At 63.8% G+C, this 17350-nt stretch carries 14 protein-coding genes; 10 read left to right on the forward strand and 4 right to left on the reverse strand.

The genetic code is table 11. The features are described from left to right. Positions 1–12: 12 nt before the first annotated feature. A complete protein-coding gene (locus tag BJG93_RS24680) occupies positions 13–2610 on the forward strand; it encodes a response regulator (protein ID WP_027193965.1) in 2598 nt (865 codons plus the stop codon). Positions 2611–2643: 33 nt separating this feature from the next. On the opposite strand, the gene BJG93_RS24685 is transcribed toward BJG93_RS24680, so the two are convergent. Continuing rightward, positions 2644–5658 carry a response regulator gene (locus tag BJG93_RS24685; RefSeq protein WP_027193966.1) on the reverse strand — a complete coding sequence of 1005 codons (3015 nt, stop codon included), beginning with the start codon at positions 5656–5658 and terminating at the stop codon, positions 2644–2646. Between the two features lie 130 nt (positions 5659–5788). Continuing rightward, positions 5789–6508, reverse strand: a complete 720-nt coding sequence (locus tag BJG93_RS24690; protein WP_027193967.1) for a response regulator transcription factor — start codon at positions 6506–6508, stop codon at positions 5789–5791. Between the two features lie 288 nt (positions 6509–6796). Here BJG93_RS24690 and BJG93_RS24695 point away from each other — a divergent pair, with 288 nt between their 5' ends. Both BJG93_RS24695 and BJG93_RS24700 read left to right on the forward strand, forming a co-directional pair. Further along, positions 6797–7099, forward strand: coding sequence for an ArsR/SmtB family transcription factor (locus BJG93_RS24695; protein WP_027193968.1), 303 nt, complete (start codon positions 6797–6799; stop codon positions 7097–7099). Positions 7100–7182: 83 nt separating this feature from the next. Continuing rightward, positions 7183–8241: an alkene reductase gene (locus BJG93_RS24700; RefSeq protein ID WP_027193969.1), complete on the forward strand. Its 1059-nt coding sequence runs from the start codon at positions 7183–7185 to the stop codon at positions 8239–8241. 97 nt (positions 8242–8338) lie between these two features. Here BJG93_RS24700 and BJG93_RS24705 read toward each other — a convergent pair whose 3' ends face one another. Continuing rightward, positions 8339–8866 carry a GNAT family N-acetyltransferase gene (locus tag BJG93_RS24705; protein WP_027193970.1) on the reverse strand — a complete coding sequence of 176 codons (528 nt, stop codon included), beginning with the start codon at positions 8864–8866 and terminating at the stop codon, positions 8339–8341. A 151-nt stretch (positions 8867–9017) separates the two neighbouring features. Here BJG93_RS24705 and BJG93_RS24710 point away from each other — a divergent pair, with 151 nt between their 5' ends. The 4 genes from BJG93_RS24710 (at position 9018) to BJG93_RS24725 (ending at position 13166) form a co-directional block, all read left to right on the forward strand. Continuing rightward, the gene (locus tag BJG93_RS24710) at positions 9018–9665 is read left to right on the forward strand and encodes a VTT domain-containing protein (protein ID WP_027193971.1); all 648 of its coding nucleotides are present in this window, start codon (positions 9018–9020) and stop codon (positions 9663–9665) included. A 105-nt stretch (positions 9666–9770) separates the two neighbouring features. After that, the gene (locus tag BJG93_RS24715) at positions 9771–10229 is read left to right on the forward strand and encodes a MarR family winged helix-turn-helix transcriptional regulator (protein ID WP_027193972.1); all 459 of its coding nucleotides are present in this window, start codon (positions 9771–9773) and stop codon (positions 10227–10229) included. Then, positions 10226–11572 carry an MFS transporter gene (locus tag BJG93_RS24720; protein ID WP_027193973.1) on the forward strand — a complete coding sequence of 449 codons (1347 nt, stop codon included), beginning with the start codon at positions 10226–10228 and terminating at the stop codon, positions 11570–11572. Before BJG93_RS24715 ends, BJG93_RS24720 begins: the two co-directional genes overlap by 4 nt. A gap of 190 nt (positions 11573–11762) precedes the next feature. Next, positions 11763–13166 carry an MFS transporter gene (locus BJG93_RS24725; RefSeq protein WP_027193974.1) on the forward strand — a complete coding sequence of 468 codons (1404 nt, stop codon included), beginning with the start codon at positions 11763–11765 and terminating at the stop codon, positions 13164–13166. Positions 13167–13212: 46 nt separating this feature from the next. On the opposite strand, the gene BJG93_RS24730 is transcribed toward BJG93_RS24725, so the two are convergent. Continuing rightward, entirely contained in the window at positions 13213–14292 is a 1080-nt protein-coding gene (locus BJG93_RS24730) for a hypothetical protein (protein WP_027193975.1), read from the reverse strand. Between the two features lie 119 nt (positions 14293–14411). On the opposite strand from BJG93_RS24730, the gene BJG93_RS24735 reads away from it, so the two are divergent. The 3 genes from BJG93_RS24735 (at position 14412) to BJG93_RS24745 (ending at position 17273) form a co-directional block, all read left to right on the forward strand. Beyond that, a complete protein-coding gene (locus BJG93_RS24735; RefSeq protein ID WP_027193976.1) occupies positions 14412–15338 on the forward strand; it encodes a LysR substrate-binding domain-containing protein in 927 nt (308 codons plus the stop codon). Between the two features lie 77 nt (positions 15339–15415). After that, positions 15416–16090 (forward strand): HAD family hydrolase, encoded by a 675-nt coding sequence (locus tag BJG93_RS24740; RefSeq protein ID WP_027193977.1) that lies wholly within the window; start codon positions 15416–15418, stop codon positions 16088–16090. 34 nt (positions 16091–16124) lie between these two features. Beyond that, on the forward strand, positions 16125–17273 hold the full coding sequence (locus tag BJG93_RS24745) for a DSD1 family PLP-dependent enzyme (RefSeq protein ID WP_027193978.1): 1149 nt from the start codon (positions 16125–16127) through the stop codon (positions 17271–17273). Positions 17274–17350 lie beyond the last annotated feature (77 nt).

The raw sequence follows: 17350 nt of genomic DNA on the forward strand, positions 1-17350 counted from the left end.
CTCGGAGGCCTGATGGCGATACCGCGCGAAAGCATGCGGGATATGCTGGAAAGAAGCAGGTTCGCGATCCGATGGGGCGGCGCACTCGGCCTCCTGTGCCACCCCATCTATTACGTCGTCTGGACCTACATCCTTCCGCAGCCCTACGATAACCTGCTGCTGCGGCTCAGCGCGGCGGCCGTCTGCGTTCCGCTGCTGTTCCATGCGCGCTGGCCCAGGCGCTACAACCCCGCGCTGCTGATCTACTGGCTTTGCTGCCTGATCTACGTGCTGCCGTTCGTCTGCACGTTCCTGACCGTCAGAAACGGTTTCTCCACGATGTGGATGATGACCGAGGTCATGATGATCTTCATTCTGGCGCTCTGTATCGACAACCCGCTGCTGCTGATGACCTGCATCGGAATCGGTGTGTTTTCCGGCGGGCTCGCAGGCGTGCTGAGCGCGCCGACGCCGGTCGTTCTCAGTGCGCAGGACAAGTCCAATCTCGCGCTGCTGCCGGTGGTCGTACTGTGCAGCATGGCGTTCAGTCACGCGATCAGCAAGGGACGCATCTTCGTCGAAAAGAACCGTGCGTTGCAGGCGCTCGCGGGTTCCATTGCGCACGAGATGCGTAATCCGCTGAGCCAGTTGCGGCACGTGCTCGACCGCGTCGAGGAAGCGCTGCCGGCGGCGAGTGAAGCGGGCACGGCGCCCACGCTGACGGACGGCACGGCCTCGCTGATGTACAACCATCTCGCGCAGGGGCAATTGTCGATCGAGCGCGGCCTGCGCATCATCGCGATGACGCTCGACGAAGTCAGCGCGAAATCGATCCGCCCGGACAGCCTCAGCTACCTGCATGCGGCCGCGACCACGCGCAAGGCGCTCGCCGAATACGGCTTCGATAACGACAAGGAACGCGCGAAGGTCAGCCTCGTCGTCAGGCGCGACTTCGTGTTCAAGGTCGACGAGACGGTCTATCTGTTCACGCTCTTTAACCTGATCAAGAACGCGCTGCATCACATCGTCGCGCATCCGCAGGCGACGCTGACCTTGACCGTCGACCACGACTCGGTGATCGTGCGCGACACCGGCCCGGGCATCGCGCCGGAGATCCTCCAGCATCTGTTCGAGCCGTTTCGCACGGCCGGCAACTCGGGCGGCACCGGGCTCGGGCTCGCCTACTGCCAGCGCGCGATGCGCGCGTTCGGCGGCAGCATCGACTGCGAATCGGAACCCGGCAAGTTCACCGCGTTCACGCTGCGCTTTCCGCCGGTGGCAGCCGACGAGGTCGCGGAGCATGAGCGGCGTCTGTTCGAACGCGCGATGCCGGCGTTCAAGGCCAGGCGCGTGCTCGTCGTCGATGACGACGACACCCTGCGCGCCCGCACCCGTCGGGTGCTGACGAAGGCCGGCGCTTATGTCACGGAGGCATCGAGCGGCGAGCTCGCGCTCGCCACCTTGCGGCGCGCGCCGCTGTACGACCTCGTGCTGATGGACATCAGCATGCCCGGCATGGACGGCTACGCGAGCACCGAGCGCATCCGTGCCGCACGCGATTGCCCGAACCGCAACGTATTGATCGCCGCCTATACCGCCGAGCCGGGCAACGCGGTACGGCTGCGCGCCAGGCGCGCGGGCATGGACGACATCATCGGCAAGACCTCGAGCGTGCAGGAGCTGATTACCGCGGTGCAGGCCCTGTTCGAAAACGGCGCAACGCATCAGTCGTGCGAACCGCCCGACGGTTTCGCCGGCAGAACGTTCGTGATCGCCGACGACGACACCTACAGCCGGCTCGTCGCGAAGGCGTATCTGGAACGCTGCGGCGCGAGCGTCGTCGAGGCCGATCACGGTCAGGCGGTGCTGACCAGGCTGCACGAAGACGGCTTTATCGATGCGATCCTGATGGACATGAACATGCCGGGCATGAGCGGCATCGACACGACCAAGTCGATCCGCGCGCGCACCGATGCGTATGCGACGGTGCCGATCATCGCGCTGACCAGTCATTCCGACACCGAAGCGGTGCAGGCCTGCCTTGCGGCCGGCATGAACGAGGTGTTGATCAAGCCCGTGCAGGCCGGCTCGCTGTATGCATGCCTTGCGCGGCAATGCGGCACGCGCGGCGTGCCGCTTGCGCAGGCGCCCCACGGAATCGCGCAAACCGCGGGCGCAACAGTGCAAACGGATTTTGCGGCGACCCCGGTGGCTTTGACGCCGGCTGCGAGCGTACCCGCGTCCGCGACACTCGCCGAAGAACAGCTGCTCGACGAACCGCACCTCGAGGAACTGGTCTCGCTCGATCTGCTCGACGAATCGTTCCTGAACGGCGTCGAACAGATTCGTTCGCTCGTTGCGCGGCTCGCGGCAAACCGCGCGGCCGTCGATATCAAGGCGACGCACGTGAGCTTGCACGCGCTGCTCGGTGTCAGCGGCAACATCGGCGCGAAGGCGCTGCATCGCTATGCGCGGCAGATCTATCCACGCGTGATCGCCGGTGAATGGCCATTGGAAACCGACTGGCTCGCGCAGATCCTCGCACTGGGCGCGCGCTCGACCGACGCATTGGAGCGGTATTACGCGTCGGCGAACGGCCGGCGCGATCGTCGGGACGCGCTGAGCGATTGAGCAATCGACCGCGGTCGGCGAGCGGCAAAAAACTCACGCCTCTGACCGTGCGTTCATCACTCGCCGCGCGAGCGTCGAATAAGCAAGTGGTTCGAAACGATCGAGCCCGTCCTTGACGCCAGCAACGTCGCGATTCCTGGCTTGCTCTTCCATCCGAGCGCACGCATTGGCCACTTCGGCCTCCTGGATCATCGCGAAGGAGCCGCGCACCGAATGAAGATGGGCGAGCACCGCTTTCATATCGCCAAGGTCAAGGGCGACAGATAGCGCCTCGAGCGATTCCCGCAGCCCCTGGATCATCGCCGCATGGATAGCCTCGGGCAATGGCCCGTGCGAGATGTCGCGCCCGGCCGCGGTATCAGTGGCGGGGCGCTTGCCGGCCTCGCTGACCAGCCGCCGCACCGTCGCATCCATGATGCCAAGCAGGACCGGCTTGAGCAGGACTTCGTCGATCCCGGCTTTCGTGCATCGCGCGCGCTCTTCTGCTGCCACATGCGCAGTGATCGCGATGATCGGCACTGTCGCGCTTTGGTCGCGCAGGCACCGCGCGAGCGCATATCCGTCCATCCCCGGCATGTTGATGTCGGTCATCACGAGATCATAGTGGCGCTCGTTAAAGCGCCGCAATGCCGCCCCGCCACTATCGGCCATATTGGCCTCATACCCAAGCGTAGCAAGTTGCGCGACGATCAGTTCACGGTTGGCGAGCTGATCGTCGACCACGAGGATGTGAATGGCGTGTGCGTCGACCCCGGCGGACTCCCATTCGGCTTTGCTATCTGCTGGGGCGCCGACCGATGGGCCTGTACTCACGGCAAGCGGCAAAGTCACGACAAAGGTGCTGCCGGCATCCAACTCACTCTTCACGAGGATCGTGCCATGCATCAATTCGCTCAGGCGCAGACAGAGCGCGAGTCCGAGTCCTGTTCCGCCATAGCGCCTGGCAATCGAAGAATCAGCCTGTGTGAACGCATGAAATAGCGTCTCCTGCTGCTGCGGCGTCATGCCGATGCCGGTGTCGCTCACGCCAATGACGATTGGAGAATAGACGGCCGTGTCGTCCTTCAAATAAACCTCGAGCAGTACCTCGCCCGTGGCAGTGAATTTGATCGCGTTACTGACCAGATTGACCGCAATCTGCCGGACTCGGGTTGGGTCACCCAGATAGTGCGGCGCGAGCGCATCGTCAATCATGCAGTCGAAGTCGAGTCCCTTCGCATGCGCAACCGGTTCGAACATCGCGCCCACCTGTCGAATCACCTGACCGAGATCGAAGCTGATCGACTCGAGCGTCATCTGCCCGGACTCGACCTTCGAAAAATCGAGAATGTCGTTGATGATCGCGAGCAGCGCAGTGGACGACGACGTCACAACCCCGAGCCGCTCCTGCTGCGATGGTGACAACGGCGTACGTCCCAGCAACTCGAGGTTGCCGAGAATGGCATTCAGTGGCGTGCGTATTTCGTGGCTCATCATCGCGAGGAATGCCGATTTCGCCTGGTTGGCGGCGTCCGCTGCCGCACGCGCCTCGTCCAGCTTGCGCTCCGTGTTCTTCAGCGTCGTGATGTCGGAAAAACTGCAAAGCAGCACGTCTTTCCCGCGATACCGGGTGCGCACCATGCTCACCAGCAGATCGTTCACGCGGCCGTCGGCGAGTTTGAGCGGCATCTCCAGATCGGACTGCCACGCGGGTGCGCCGGGGCTGCGGTCATAGAGACTGACCAAGCGCGCGTGCAAGCTTGGTTCATCCGGATGCGTGTTCGATTCGTAGGTCCGCATCAGGTTGCTTTGCAACAAAACGTCGGCCTGCTCCAAGGACAGCAGCGCGAATCCGGACGGTGCTGCGGCAACCATCGTGCGGTTCAACGCTTCGCTTTCGAATACGCGCTGCGAACGTTCGTAGTCGGGCTTGAACAGCTTGTGGTCGAGCATCAACAAAAGCAACCACATGAAACCGACGACCAGTAGCATTGCTGCAACGTAGACCGCGAGGCGTGCCCCTATGTCACGCAAAATCGTGCGCCACGTGAATGCATAAACGAGCGTCCAGCCGGAGTTCGTTACCTCCGCACTAGCGATGAACAGTCCATTTCGATAGCGATGAATCTCTTCGGCGGATTGCATCGCTTGCGGACGGGAATCGAGAATCCGTTGTGTCAGCGCGGTGCCGGTACCCGGCTTGGCTGTGCTGAGGATGACGTTACCGGCGGAATCGAGCAGCAGCGATCCTTCATCGTAGCGCCCGCCGGTAAGCTTTTCGATCAGGGGCTCTACGTAAATCTTGCGGACAGCGACGAGGAAGATCTTTCCCTCGCTAAAGGCCGGCATGACCAGACGGATGGCGGGTTGCCCGCTAAACGGATCGGTGGCTGGCGGGAACCAGGTCGCACCCGTGTCCTCACGCAACCGCTCAACTACCGCTGGGTCCGCCAGGTCGCCAATGTCCGGTGCAATGCGACCGAGAAGCTCGTGGACGTCTTTCGCGCCGCTCCGCTTGAGCACATCGCCGGATGCCGGAGCAGGAACGATTCCGACGAAGCGCCGGTCGGGCGAATAGAAATAGCCCGATACGGCATTGGTCTGCACCTTGGCCCAAGCGCCGAGACGATAGTCAAAATCAACGCTGAGCGCCAGATACGGCGCGAAATCCGATGCGGGCCGCGAGGGGCCAACATCGCCAAGCATCATCACCGCGTCGAAATTCCTGTGCCTCTGCAGAACGGCTCGCCCATGCTGCGTGGAAAACTCGTCGATGAGAGCAGCGGGTGGCGGTGCTCGCTTGCCCCAAGCCGATTCTTCATGGAGGATGGCGGCTCTCAGCGTTCTTTCCCGCTCGAGAAACTCCAGCTGCAGGCGAGTCTGCCGGAGAGTGAAATCGGTATAGCGATCCTGGATGTAGTCGGTGACCGTCGATTTCAGCACCACGCCGGTTAACAACACGAGAACAAACGAGAGCGCGACGCCCGCCCCCATGACGAGCGTCCGCTGATAGCGATTCAGCGTGCTCGGCTCATCAATGCGCGAGTCGCCGCCGAGCGTGTGAACCACGCGTTCATGCCTGCTCGAATCTGTGCTCTGTGATGGCATGGCGGACCGAAATCACGGACGCAAGGAATCATCCAGCATCGTACGGCCGATGCGACTCGTTACATTGAAAGCGCGGGATCGGTTCCTATGTTCATTCTGTGGAGGGAGGACTGTCCGAATTTTTCTGCGAAGAAGTCACCATTCCATTTTCCAACGCGTATCGGAATAGATCGATTTCTCGCTCGATGCCGAGCTTTTCCATCGCCTTCGATTTCTGAGTACTGATGGTCTTCTTGCTGCGACTCAAATGTTCCGCAATCTCGTTTACCGTCAGGCCCGACGCAAACAGACGCACAACTTCCGATTCACGCTGGCTCAGGACATTCGAGGAACCCCTGCCACGGCGGTTCCAGTCGATCGACTGAACGATCTCGTTGATGGTCGGCGAATAGTATTTGCCGCCGTGATGCACGGCGTGAACGGCGGGGATAAGGTGAGTGGCAGCATCGGACTTGCTCACGATGCACGTTACGCCTTGCATCACGAGCGCACGTACTACGGCGGGGTTATCCAGCATCGTTAGAACCACGATCTTGATATCAGGATACCGGCGCCTGATCAGCGAAAACAGCGCGAGTCCATCACCGTAGTCGCCCGCAGGCATGGCGTAATCGGATACCAGGACGTCGCATTGTTTGCTGTTGAGAAGCGCGATCAGTTCAGTCGAGTTCCTGGCTGTCCCTACCAACCGAATCGTGCTCACCTCTGCGAACTCGTGCTCGATACCGATCAGCATCATGGGGTGGTCATCAGCGAGGATGACGCGAATTTCGGAAGCGACCATATCGTTAACGTCATTGAAATAGGACATCACCATCATAGCCACCTCGACGTATGAGTGCCCAAGGGTTTACCTTCACGTTATGCGAATCGTCGCATCTTTTTTAGCCGATCGACTTCACCGCGAAAGTCAATCGAAAACTCTGTCACCGAAGTTTTCATCCAACACGCGACGCGACGATGTCCGCACCTATCGCCCTCATTTGCAGTAGTGCCTTTACACATATCGTCTAATTCCGATATATGATTCGTCTTGTAGCGATGCATTCCGCGCACGCCGTCAGGCGTGTCGGATGTCGAATCACCTGAACCCATCCCTATGACGCCCGATTTCGACGCGATTCACAAAGCGCTGGCCAACCCGGTCCGCCGGGAGATTCTCGGCTGGCTGCGCGAGCCGCACGCGCATTTCGCCGATCAGGAGCTACCGCTCGATCACGGCGTGTGCGCGGGCAAGATCGACGCGCGCTGCGGCCTGTCACAGTCCACCGTGTCGGCGCACCTGGCCGCGTTGCAGCGCGCTGGACTCGTCACGTCGAAACGGGTCGGTCAATGGGTGTTTTTCAAACGCAACGAGGCCGTCATTCAGGCATTCCTTGAATACATGAACACGACGCTCTGAGCGCCGCATTCGCGTCGCCGCGCTTCCTTTTTCACGCAGTTTTTTTAGGCTCGGGTCCTACCCGCCGCCAAAGGTGAACTCTTATGCCGACTCTTTTCGATCCACTGCAAATTGGCGATATCACCCTGCCGAACCGCATCATCATGGCGCCGCTCACGCGTCAGCGCGCCGAGGAAATCCGCGTGCCGAACGCGCTGATGGCACGCTATTACGCCGAGCGCGCGAGCGCCGGCCTGATCCTGAGCGAGGCGACATCGGTCACGCCGCAAGGCGTCGGCTACGCGGAGACGCCGGGCATCTGGTCGCAAGAGCAGGTAGAAGGCTGGAAGCGCGTCACGCAGGCCGTACACGACGCGGGTGGCAGGATCTTCCTGCAGCTGTGGCACGTCGGCCGCATTTCGGACCCGATGTTCCTGAACGGCGAGCTGCCGGTCGCGCCGAGCGCGATCGCGGCGGGCGGTCATGTGAGCCTCGTGCGTCCCGAGCGTCCGTTCGTGACGCCGCGCGCACTCGAGCTCGATGAAATCTCCGGTGTGGTCGAAGCGTTCCGCAAGGGCGCCGAAAACGCGAAGGCAGCGGGCTTCGACGGCGTCGAAGTGCACGGCGCGAACGGCTATCTGCTCGACCAGTTCCTGCAGGACAGCACCAACAAGCGTACCGATGCGTACGGCGGTCCGATCGAAAACCGCGCGCGTTTGTTGCTCGAAGTCACCGACGCGTGCATCAGCGTGTGGGGTGCGAACCGGGTCGGCGTGCATCTCGCACCGCGCCGCGACGCGCACACGATGGGCGACTCCGACCCGGCCGCAACATTCGGCTATGTCGCGCGCGAACTCGGCAAACGCAAGATCGCGTTTATCGCGGCACGTGAAGCGCTCGGCGACGACCGCCTCGGCCCGCAGCTGAAAAAGGCGTTCGGCGGCCCGTACATCGCGAACGAGAAGTTCACCAAGGAAACCGCGCAACGGGTGCTCGACGCGGGCGAAGCGGATGCGGTAGCCTGGGGGCAGCTGTACATCGCGAATCCGGATCTGGTGCGGCGCTTCGCGGAAGACGCGCCGCTGAACAAGCCGGTTCCCGCGACGTACTATGCGCGCGGCGAGGCCGGCTACACCGATTATCCGGCGCTGGAAACGGCGTGATCGGCAGCATCAGCGGGCGCTTGTCCGCTGGATGAACCGACGAAGCAAAGCGGCGGGCGTGACTGGATTTCGGTCACGCCCGCCGTTTTTTTGTGCGCTAGACAAGATCGCGCCGCATGAACACCCGTTTCGATTCATCGAGCCCGCGTGCGATGTGCGCGTCGCGCCGCGCGAGCAACGCCGCGTCGAGCTCCGAGATCTCCAGGTCGCGAAACCCGAGCCGTCGATAGTACGGCGCATTCCACGGCACTTCGCGATACGTCGACAGCACGAGTTGCGGCAGTTGCCGCATGCGCGCGATTCGCGCGACCTCTTCGATCAATGCCGCGCCGATGCGCCTGCCCGCGTGCGAGCTCAGCACGTCGAGCTCCTGAATGTAGATGCGCGCGGGCTGCGGCTCGAACATCACGAAGCCCACGCAGGTGCAGTGTTGGTCGAGCGCGACGATGATCTCGCGCGCTTCGATCTTGCGCTGGGCGATCTCGTGCGCCATAGGCGGGGCGTCGGCAATGCCAGCCATGCCGACGCTGATGAAACGTAGGGCCGCTTCCAATTCGATTGCGCGAATCGTTTCGGCGTCGCGTGGCGCGGCAAAACGGAAAGTGATGTCGGGGTCGTTCGGCATGGCGTTGCATCTGATGAGGGCCGTCCGAGTTTGACATCGGCGCCGCAACCTCGGCAAGCGACAAACGACGTGAACTCGCGCAAACGCCCTGCACACGCGCGCGCGGGACTACACTCATCAAATCCGAATGCCACCCGAGGCCCATGCCAAGATGAACCTGATGAACGTGCTGCAGATCGCGCTGCACCTCGACCAGCACCTGAGCGCGCTGATCGTGCAATTCGGAACGGCAATCTACGCGCTGCTGTTCGTCGTCGTGTTCGTCGAATACGGCTTTTTGCCGCTATTCTTTCTGCCCGGCGACCCGCTGATCTTCATTTGCGGCGCGCTCGCGGCCACGGGCGGATTGAACGTGTGGATCATCGCGCCCGTGCTGTTCGTCGCCACGGTGACCGGCAGCATCGTCGGATATGCGATCGGCCACGCGGTCGGCGACAAGGTCTACACCCGCAACTACTACTGGCTCAATCGCGATGCGCTGCGCCGGGCGCATGCCTTCAGCGAGACGCGCGGCCGCCTGACCTTTCTGTTGTCGCCCTTCATCGCCGTGGTGCGTACCTTCGCGCCGTTCGCCGCGGGCGTGTCGCGTATGACGTTCTCGCGCTTCGTCGCCTTCGTCACCGCCGGTGCGGCGCTGTGGGTCGTCTCGCTGATTACGGCCGGCTATCTGTTCGGCAACGTGCCGGTGGTGCGCGAACATCTGAGCTCGCTGGTGCTGCTGGGCCTCGCACTCGGCGGCGCGATGCTGGCCGGCGGCGCGATATGGCGCTTTTTCAACCGGCGGATGCGCGCGCGTTGAAGTCGTCGTGTCCACGCGGGCGTCCGCCGGCCCGCCACTTCAAAACTTGACCCGGACAAGGTGCGAAGGTAACCTTATCAGGTGGCCTTCACATCATGTCATCGCATGAGCAAATCCGCTCCCCCGGTTACGCCGGAACAACTTCATACGTTGGCCGAAGACCTGCGCGTGCTGGCCGGCAAGCTGCGCCGGCGTCTGCGCGAAGAGTCGCATGTCGGCGACTTCACGCCGTCGCAGGTGCAGGTGCTGAACCTGCTGGAACGCGACGGCCCCGCCACGGTCACCGGACTCGCGCGCGCGCATGGCATGCGTCCGCAGTCGATGGGAGAAACGCTCGCGGCATTGAAAGCCGCCGGGCTCGTCAGCGGCGCGCCCGATCCCAACGACGGACGGCAGACGGTTCTGTCGCTGACACCGTCCTTTCGCAAGAGGGTCAAGGCAAGCCGCGCGGCGCGCGAAGACTGGCTGTATCGCACGATTCAAACGCGTTTCACGGCGGCCGAACAGCAACAACTCGCGACGGGCGTCAATCTGCTGAAACGCCTCGTCGGACCCCTGCCGTGAGCACCACCTTCCGTTCGCTGCGTATATTCAACTATCGTGTCTGGGCGAGCGGCGCGATCGTCTCGAACATCGGCACGTGGATGCAGCGCACGGCGCAGGACTGGCTCGTGCTCACCGAGCTCACGCATCACAACGCGACGGCGGTGGGCATCGTGATGTCGCTGCAGTTCGGCCCGCAGATGCTGCTGCTGCCGCTCACCGGCTACGCGGCCGATCACTTCGATCGCCGCAAGCTGCTGTTCGCGACCCAGGCGGCGATGGGCACGCTGGCGCTCGCGCTCGGTCTGCTCACGGTCACGGGGCTCGTGCAGCTATGGCAGGTCTACCTGTTCGCGGGGCTGCTCGGCTGCGTGACCGCGTTCGATTCCCCCGCGCGGCAGACCTTCGTCTCCGACCTCGTCGGCGAACGCGACCTCGCCAACGCGGTCGCGCTGAACTCCACGTCGTTCAACGCCGCGCGCATGCTCGGGCCGGCGGTCGCGGGTCTGCTGATCGCGTCGGTGGGCAGCGGCTGGGTGTTTCTGATCAACGCACTGTCGTTCGTCGCGGTGCTCGGCGCGCTGCGCATGCTGCGGCTCGACCAATTGCACGTCAAGCCGCGCAATGTGCGTTCGCGCGGCAGTTTCGTCGAAGGCTTCAAATATGTGTGGACGCGCCCCGATCTGAAAGCGGCGCTGCTGATGCTGTTCCTGATCGGCACCTTCGGCCTGAACTTCCCGATCTTCATCTCGACGATGTCCGTCACCGCGTTCCGCGCGGGCGCGGGGGAGTACGGCGTGCTCAGTTCGACGATGGCGATCGGCTCGGTCACCGGTGCATTGCTCGCCGCGCGCCGCGCGCGTCCCACGATCGGGCTGCTGCTCGGCGCCGGCGCGATGTTCGGCGTCGGCTGCACGGCGGCCGCGCTGATGCCGAACTACGTGCTGTTCGGCATCGTGCTGGTCGCGATCGGCGTGTCGACCCAGACCTTCACCACCTCGACTAATAGCCTGGTGCAGCTGACCACCGAGCCCGCGATGCGCGGGCGCGTGATCGCGATTCTGCTCGCTATCGCGCTCGGCGGCACACCGCTCGGCGCGCCGGTAGTCGGCTGGGTCGCCGACCATTTCGGCCCGCGTTGGGCGCTCGGCGTCGGCGCGGCGTCGGGATTCGGGGCGGCGCTCGTCGGTCTGATCTATCTGATGCGATACCGGCAACTGCGCTTCTATCGCGAAGGCTGGCGCCTGCGCTACAGCATCGAAGACCCGCGGCCCGTGACCGCCACGGTCGTTCCCGACTCCGTCACGACGGTTCGGCGCAGCGAGCTGGACGAGGCGGAAGAGGATGCGGCTTCGAGCGTGTGAGCGCCGCTCACAGTCCGCTCACGCTGTGCGCCATCAGCGTATTTGAACCCAACGGCACCGGTTGTGCACCGCAGCACTTGCCGCACTGCGGCAACGAGAGCAGGAAAATCCTGGCTTGCGCGGCGCCCGTTTAAGGATGCAAATGATTCAGCCATAGAAGCTGACAAAAACATCCCATTCAGGAGACGTCATGCAACCGAACGCATCGACAGGCAGCGGGCATCACTCGCAGGCTCGCAAGGCAACCGCCAGCGGCTGGATCGGCTCGGCACTCGAGTACTACGATTTCTTCATCTATGCGCAGGCCGCCGCGCTGATCTTTCCCCAGCTGTTCTTTCCTTCAGGCAACCCTAAGATTGCGATCGTTGCATCGCTCGCAACCTACGGCGTCGGCTACGTCGCGCGGCCTATCGGTGCCCTCGTGCTCGGTCACTGGGGCGACACCCACGGGCGCAAGAACGTCCTGCTCCTCTGCATGTTCCTGATGGGTCTATCGACGATGGCGGTCGGTCTGCTGCCGACCTATCCGCAGATCGGCTTTCTCGCGCCGCTGCTGCTCGTCGTGCTGCGGCTGATCCAGGGTTTCGCGGTCGCCGGTGAAATCTCAGGCGCCAGCTCGATGATTCTCGAACACGCGCCCTTCGGGCGACGCGGCTATTACGCAAGCTTCACGTTGCAAGGCGTGCAGGCCGGCCAGATTCTCGCCGCCGCGATATTCCTGCCACTCGCCTACTTCATGGACGACAAGTCGTTCAACGCGTGGGGCTGGCGCGTTCCTTTCCTGCTCAGCTCGGTCGTGCTGATCGCCGGCTACATCATCCGCCGCGAAGTCGAGGAAACGCCCGCGTTCGAGAAGGAAGGCGCAAGCGGCGGCGTCCCGCGCTCGCCGATCGTCGAAGCGTTCAAGTACAACTGGCGCGACATGCTGCGCGTCGTGCTGTGCTCATTGATGAACGTGATCCCGGTCGTCGCGACGATTTTCGGCGCGGCATACGCGGTGCAGCCGGCTTACGGCGTCGGCTTTTCGAAGAGCCTGTATCTGTGGATCCCGGTGATCGGCAACATCGTCGCGGTGCTGGTGATTCCGTACGTGGGCAATCTGTCCGACCGGATCGGGCGGCGTCTGCCGATCATCGTCGGCTCGCTCGGTGCAGGGCTGCTTTCTTTCGCGTATCTGTACGCGATCAGCATTCGCAACGTGCCGCTCGCGCTGGTGATGTCGATCCTGATGTGGGGCGTCATCTATCAAGGCTACAACGCGATCTTCCCGAGCTTCTACCCGGAACTGTTCCCGACGCGTTCACGCGTCTCCGCGATGGCGATCGGCCAGAACATCGGCACGACGATCACCGCGCTGCTGCCGGCCCTGTTCGCCTATGTCGCGCCGCCGGGATCGCACAACGTGCCGTTGACGATCGGCGCGATCACGTTTGCCATCACGATCGTCTGCGCGATCGCCGCATGGAGTGCGCGTGAGACCTTCCGGGTGCGGCTCAGCGACCTCGGCGAAAAGAACGTCGTGCCGATCGACAAGCTCAGCTACGACGCAATGCGCGCGCAGAGCATGGCCAAAGCGAAAAAGGCCGTTGCTTGAGCCCGCTGCGCGCGGCAGCTGATCGCACGGTGCTGGCGGCGCACGGCTAGCGCCACGTTTCGGTGAGCTCGTTCGCCAGCACCATCTTCTGGCGGACCACCTCGACGAAGGCAGCGTCGATGCCCGCCTGCGCCTTCAGAAATTTCAGCGCTGCGGAGTGCACGGCGCGCAGCGCGCCGCCGTCGATGCCCGTCATGCGCGCCGCGCTGCGCCGCGTTTCAACGACCAGATCGCGCGCGCTCGTGAAGTCGGGCGACAAGCCGCATTGCGCGTGGAACGCGGCGCGCAAATCGCTCGCATAATCGCGCGACTCGCCGAGCCGGTCCATATCGATCAGCAGATCGACGCCTTCGCCAATGCGCAGCGCGCAAAGCATCCACAACGCAATGAACGCGCGATACGCGTTGTCGCTGTCCACCGTGCGCGCGAACTGCTCGCACGCGACTGCATACGCGTCATCGGGCATCGACGGCAACGGCGGCAGACGCACGCCGCACACGCCGATCACTTCGCGCACCAGCGGGTCCGTCTGATTCAGACCGAGCACGCGAAACGGCGCCGCGACAAAAAACGCATTGCTCCATTGCTGCCGCAGCAACCAACCCGACGCGAACTGCGACGCGGGATTGCGCAGCACGCCCACATGCAGCGCCCGCGCGAACGCGCGCTTCAGCCACGGCAGACGGCCGCCCGTGCGGCAGAACTTGAAGACCGGCACGCGGCCGTGCTCGATCGTGTGCTCGCTCAATGCGCTGAGATAGGCCTGCAGCAACGGGAATGTCGCATCCGGTTCGCGCGTAAAGCGATCGATGCTGAAGCGCCTGTCGTAACCCGCGACGCCGCGCGCGTCTTCGCGCAGAAACGGCCGGTACTCGTCGAAGTACGGCGCGGCGAGCGGCGGGTGTCCCGAGGTCAAGGTGGGACGCGAGGCGGACACGTCGGCGGGCATGAGATCGGCGAGCACGTTGCTGAGCGGTTCGTAGAAACCGGCCGCGCGCTCGAGTTCGCGAAGCCGCGACCACACCCACGTGCCCGCGCTGCGCCAGCCCGTATGCAGAAACACCGCCTGTTTCAACGCACGGTTGGGCGCGGCGTCGTTCGCGGACGAGTCATGGGGCAACGGCATGGGACTTCTCTTCCAAAGGTTCGAATCAATTGGCCGGAAGCGCCACTCTACCCTGTGATCGATCCGCACGCATTATGCTGCGAGATTCCACGCTCCCGTCTTGCACCCACATTGCACCCATGAACGATTCGGCCGATATCCGCTTCCTGCTTACGCTGCGCGCGAGCGGCAGCCTGGTCGCTGCCGCGCGCGCACTCGCGCTGTCGCCGTCGGCGGTCACGCAGCGCTTGCAACAACTCGAAAAGAAGCTCGGCGCGCAGTTGGTGAACCGCAGCGCGCGCCGCTTGCAATTCACCGACGAAGGCCTGCTGCTGTGCGAGCGCGGCGCCGAGCTGATCGAGCAGTTCGACGCGTTGTTCGACGATCTGCAAACCCGCCGCGGCGGCCTCGTCGGCACGCTGAAGATCAATGCGCCGCTCGGTTTCGGGCGACGCCATCTGGCGCCGCTGATCGGCGAGTTCCAGCAGCAGAACCCCGATATCGACGTCGCGCTGACGCTATCGGACCGGCCGTTGACGGACACGCTCGATCGCTTCGATATCGTCGTGCATATCGGCGAGCTGCCGCTGTCGAACCTGGTCGGCTATACGATCGCGCCGAACGCGCGCTTCGTCTGCGCGGCGCCCGCGCTCGTCAGGCGAATCGGCGAGCCCGAATCGCCGGATGCGTTGAGCCGGCTGCCGTGCATCGTCCTGCGCGAAAACAACGAGGACGTATCGCTATGGCAGTTCAGCAAAGGCCGCACGCGCCGCAGTGTGCGCGTGTCCGCGCATCTGAGCTGCAACGACGGCGACGTGATCCGCCAATGGGCCTGCGAGGGGCGCGGCGTGATTCTGCGTTCCGAATGGGATGTCGCCGACGACCTCGCAAAGGGCAGACTTGTGCGCCTGCTGCCGGGCTGGAAAGCGCCCGACGCGAACGTGATCGCGCTCACGCACCAGCGTGCGGGACTGCCTGCGCGCATCCGCCATTTCATGCAGTATCTGCAAGGCCGCTTCAGGCCGTCGCCGCCGTGGCGGCGACGATTCAGTCCGCCTGAATCTTAGAATCAACTGTACTGAACGCTGACTTACCGACAGAAACCTATAATCGACTCATCGTCAACAGCCGGTTACATGCAATCATGACTGCTGCCGCCCATTCCACCGACGCCCCAACCTACCCCGACGCGGTCCTGTTCGACCTGCTGACCGCGCTGCTCGACTCGTGGACTTCATGGAACCGCGCGGCGGGCTCCGACGAAGCGGGCCGCGCATGGCGTGCCGCGTATCTGCGTCTGACATACGGCTGCGGCCGCTACGTTCCCTATGATCAACTGGTACGCGAGGCGGCCGCGCAAGTCGGCCTACCCGCATCGGCCGCGAGCGCGCTCGAAGCGGACTGGCCGAACCTGACGCCGTGGCCCGGCGCGCTCGACGCGTTGCGCGCGCTCGCGCCGCATTGCAAGCTCGCGGTCGTCACGAACTGTTCGACACGGCTCGGCTCGCAGGCCGCCGCGTTGCTGCCCGTGCGCTGGGACGCGATCGTCACCGCCGAGGAAGCCGGCGTCTACAAGCCGGACCCGCAACCCTATCGCCTCGCGCTCGCCAAGCTCGGCGTCGAGCCGCAGCGCGCCGCGTTCGTCGCCGGGTCGAGCTATGACATGTTCGGCACCGCGGCCGTCGGTTTGCGGACCTACTGGCACAACCACGTCGGCCTGCCTCTCGTCGCGGGCGCGCAGGCGCCCGAGCTCGAAGTGGCATCGCTCGACGGGTTGGTGCCGTGGCTCGCCGGCTTTGGCCGCGATCGTCGGCATTGAATCTCCAACCTCGCCTCGCTCTTCAGGTGCAAGCATGAAACTCGAACACATCGAAACCCCGGCCGCGTTGATCGATGTCGCGCGGATGCAGAAAAACATCGCGCGGATGCAGGCACAGATGAATACGCTCGGCGTCGCGTTTCGGCCGCACGTGAAAACCACCAAGTGCATCGACGTCGTGCGCGCGCAGCTCGCCGCCGGCGCGCGCGGCATCACGGTGTCGACGCTGAAGGAAGCGGAAGCGTTCTTCGCGGCCGGCATCGACGACATCCTGTACGCCGTCAGCATGGTCCCGTCGAAGCTGCCGCGAGCGCTCGCGCTGCGCCGCCAAGGCTGCGATCTGAAGCTCGTGGTCGACAATCCGAGCGCTGCCGCGGCGATCGCCGCGTTCGGCGACCAGCACGGCGAATCGTTCGAGGTCTGGATCGAGGTCGATACGGACGGACATCGCTCGGGGATCCAGCCCGAACAGCAAGCTCTGCTCGACGTTGGACGGATTCTGCACGAGAACGGCGTGAAGGTCGGCGGCGTGATGACCCACGCGGGTTCGAGCTATGAGTTGGATACGCACGAAGCGCTCGCCGCACTCGCGGAGCAGGAACGCGCGGGCTGCGTGCGCGCCGCCGAGCGGTTGCGCGCAGCGGGCATCGCGTGCCCGGCCGTGAGTGTCGGCTCGACGCCGACCGCGCTCGCCGCGCGGCATCTCGAAGGCGTCACCGAGGTGCGAGCCGGCGTCTACGTGCTGTTCGATCTGGTCATGCGCAACGTGGGCGTCTGCACGCTCGACGACATCGCGCTGAGCGTACTCACGACCGTGATCGGTCATCAGGAAGACAAAGGCTGGGCGATCCTCGACGCGGGCTGGATGGCGCTTAGCCGCGATCGCGGCACGTCGCGGCAGTCGCACGATTTCGGCTATGGACAGCCGTGCCTGCTCAATGGCACGTTGCTGCCCGGTTATGTCGTGAGCGGCGCCAACCAGGAGCACGGGATTCTTGCGGCGGCTCGAGCCGATCGGCAAGCCGGCGCACAGACCGGGGACATCACACAGCGCTTTCCCATCGGCATGAAACTGCGCATTCTGCCGAACCACGCGTGCGCGACCGGCGCGCAGTTCCCCGAGTATCACGCGGTCGCGCCGGACGGCAGCAGCGTCGAGTGGCAGCGGTTTTACGGCTGGTAAGGTCAATAGGCTTGCTGGTTGGTCGCGGGTTTTCCCGTAAGCCTCAATGATACGTTTCACGGCGAGATCAGCGCGCA

The sequence above is a fragment of the Paraburkholderia sprentiae WSM5005 genome (assembly GCF_001865575.2).
Taxonomy (GTDB): Bacteria; Pseudomonadota; Gammaproteobacteria; order Burkholderiales; family Burkholderiaceae; genus Paraburkholderia; species Paraburkholderia sprentiae.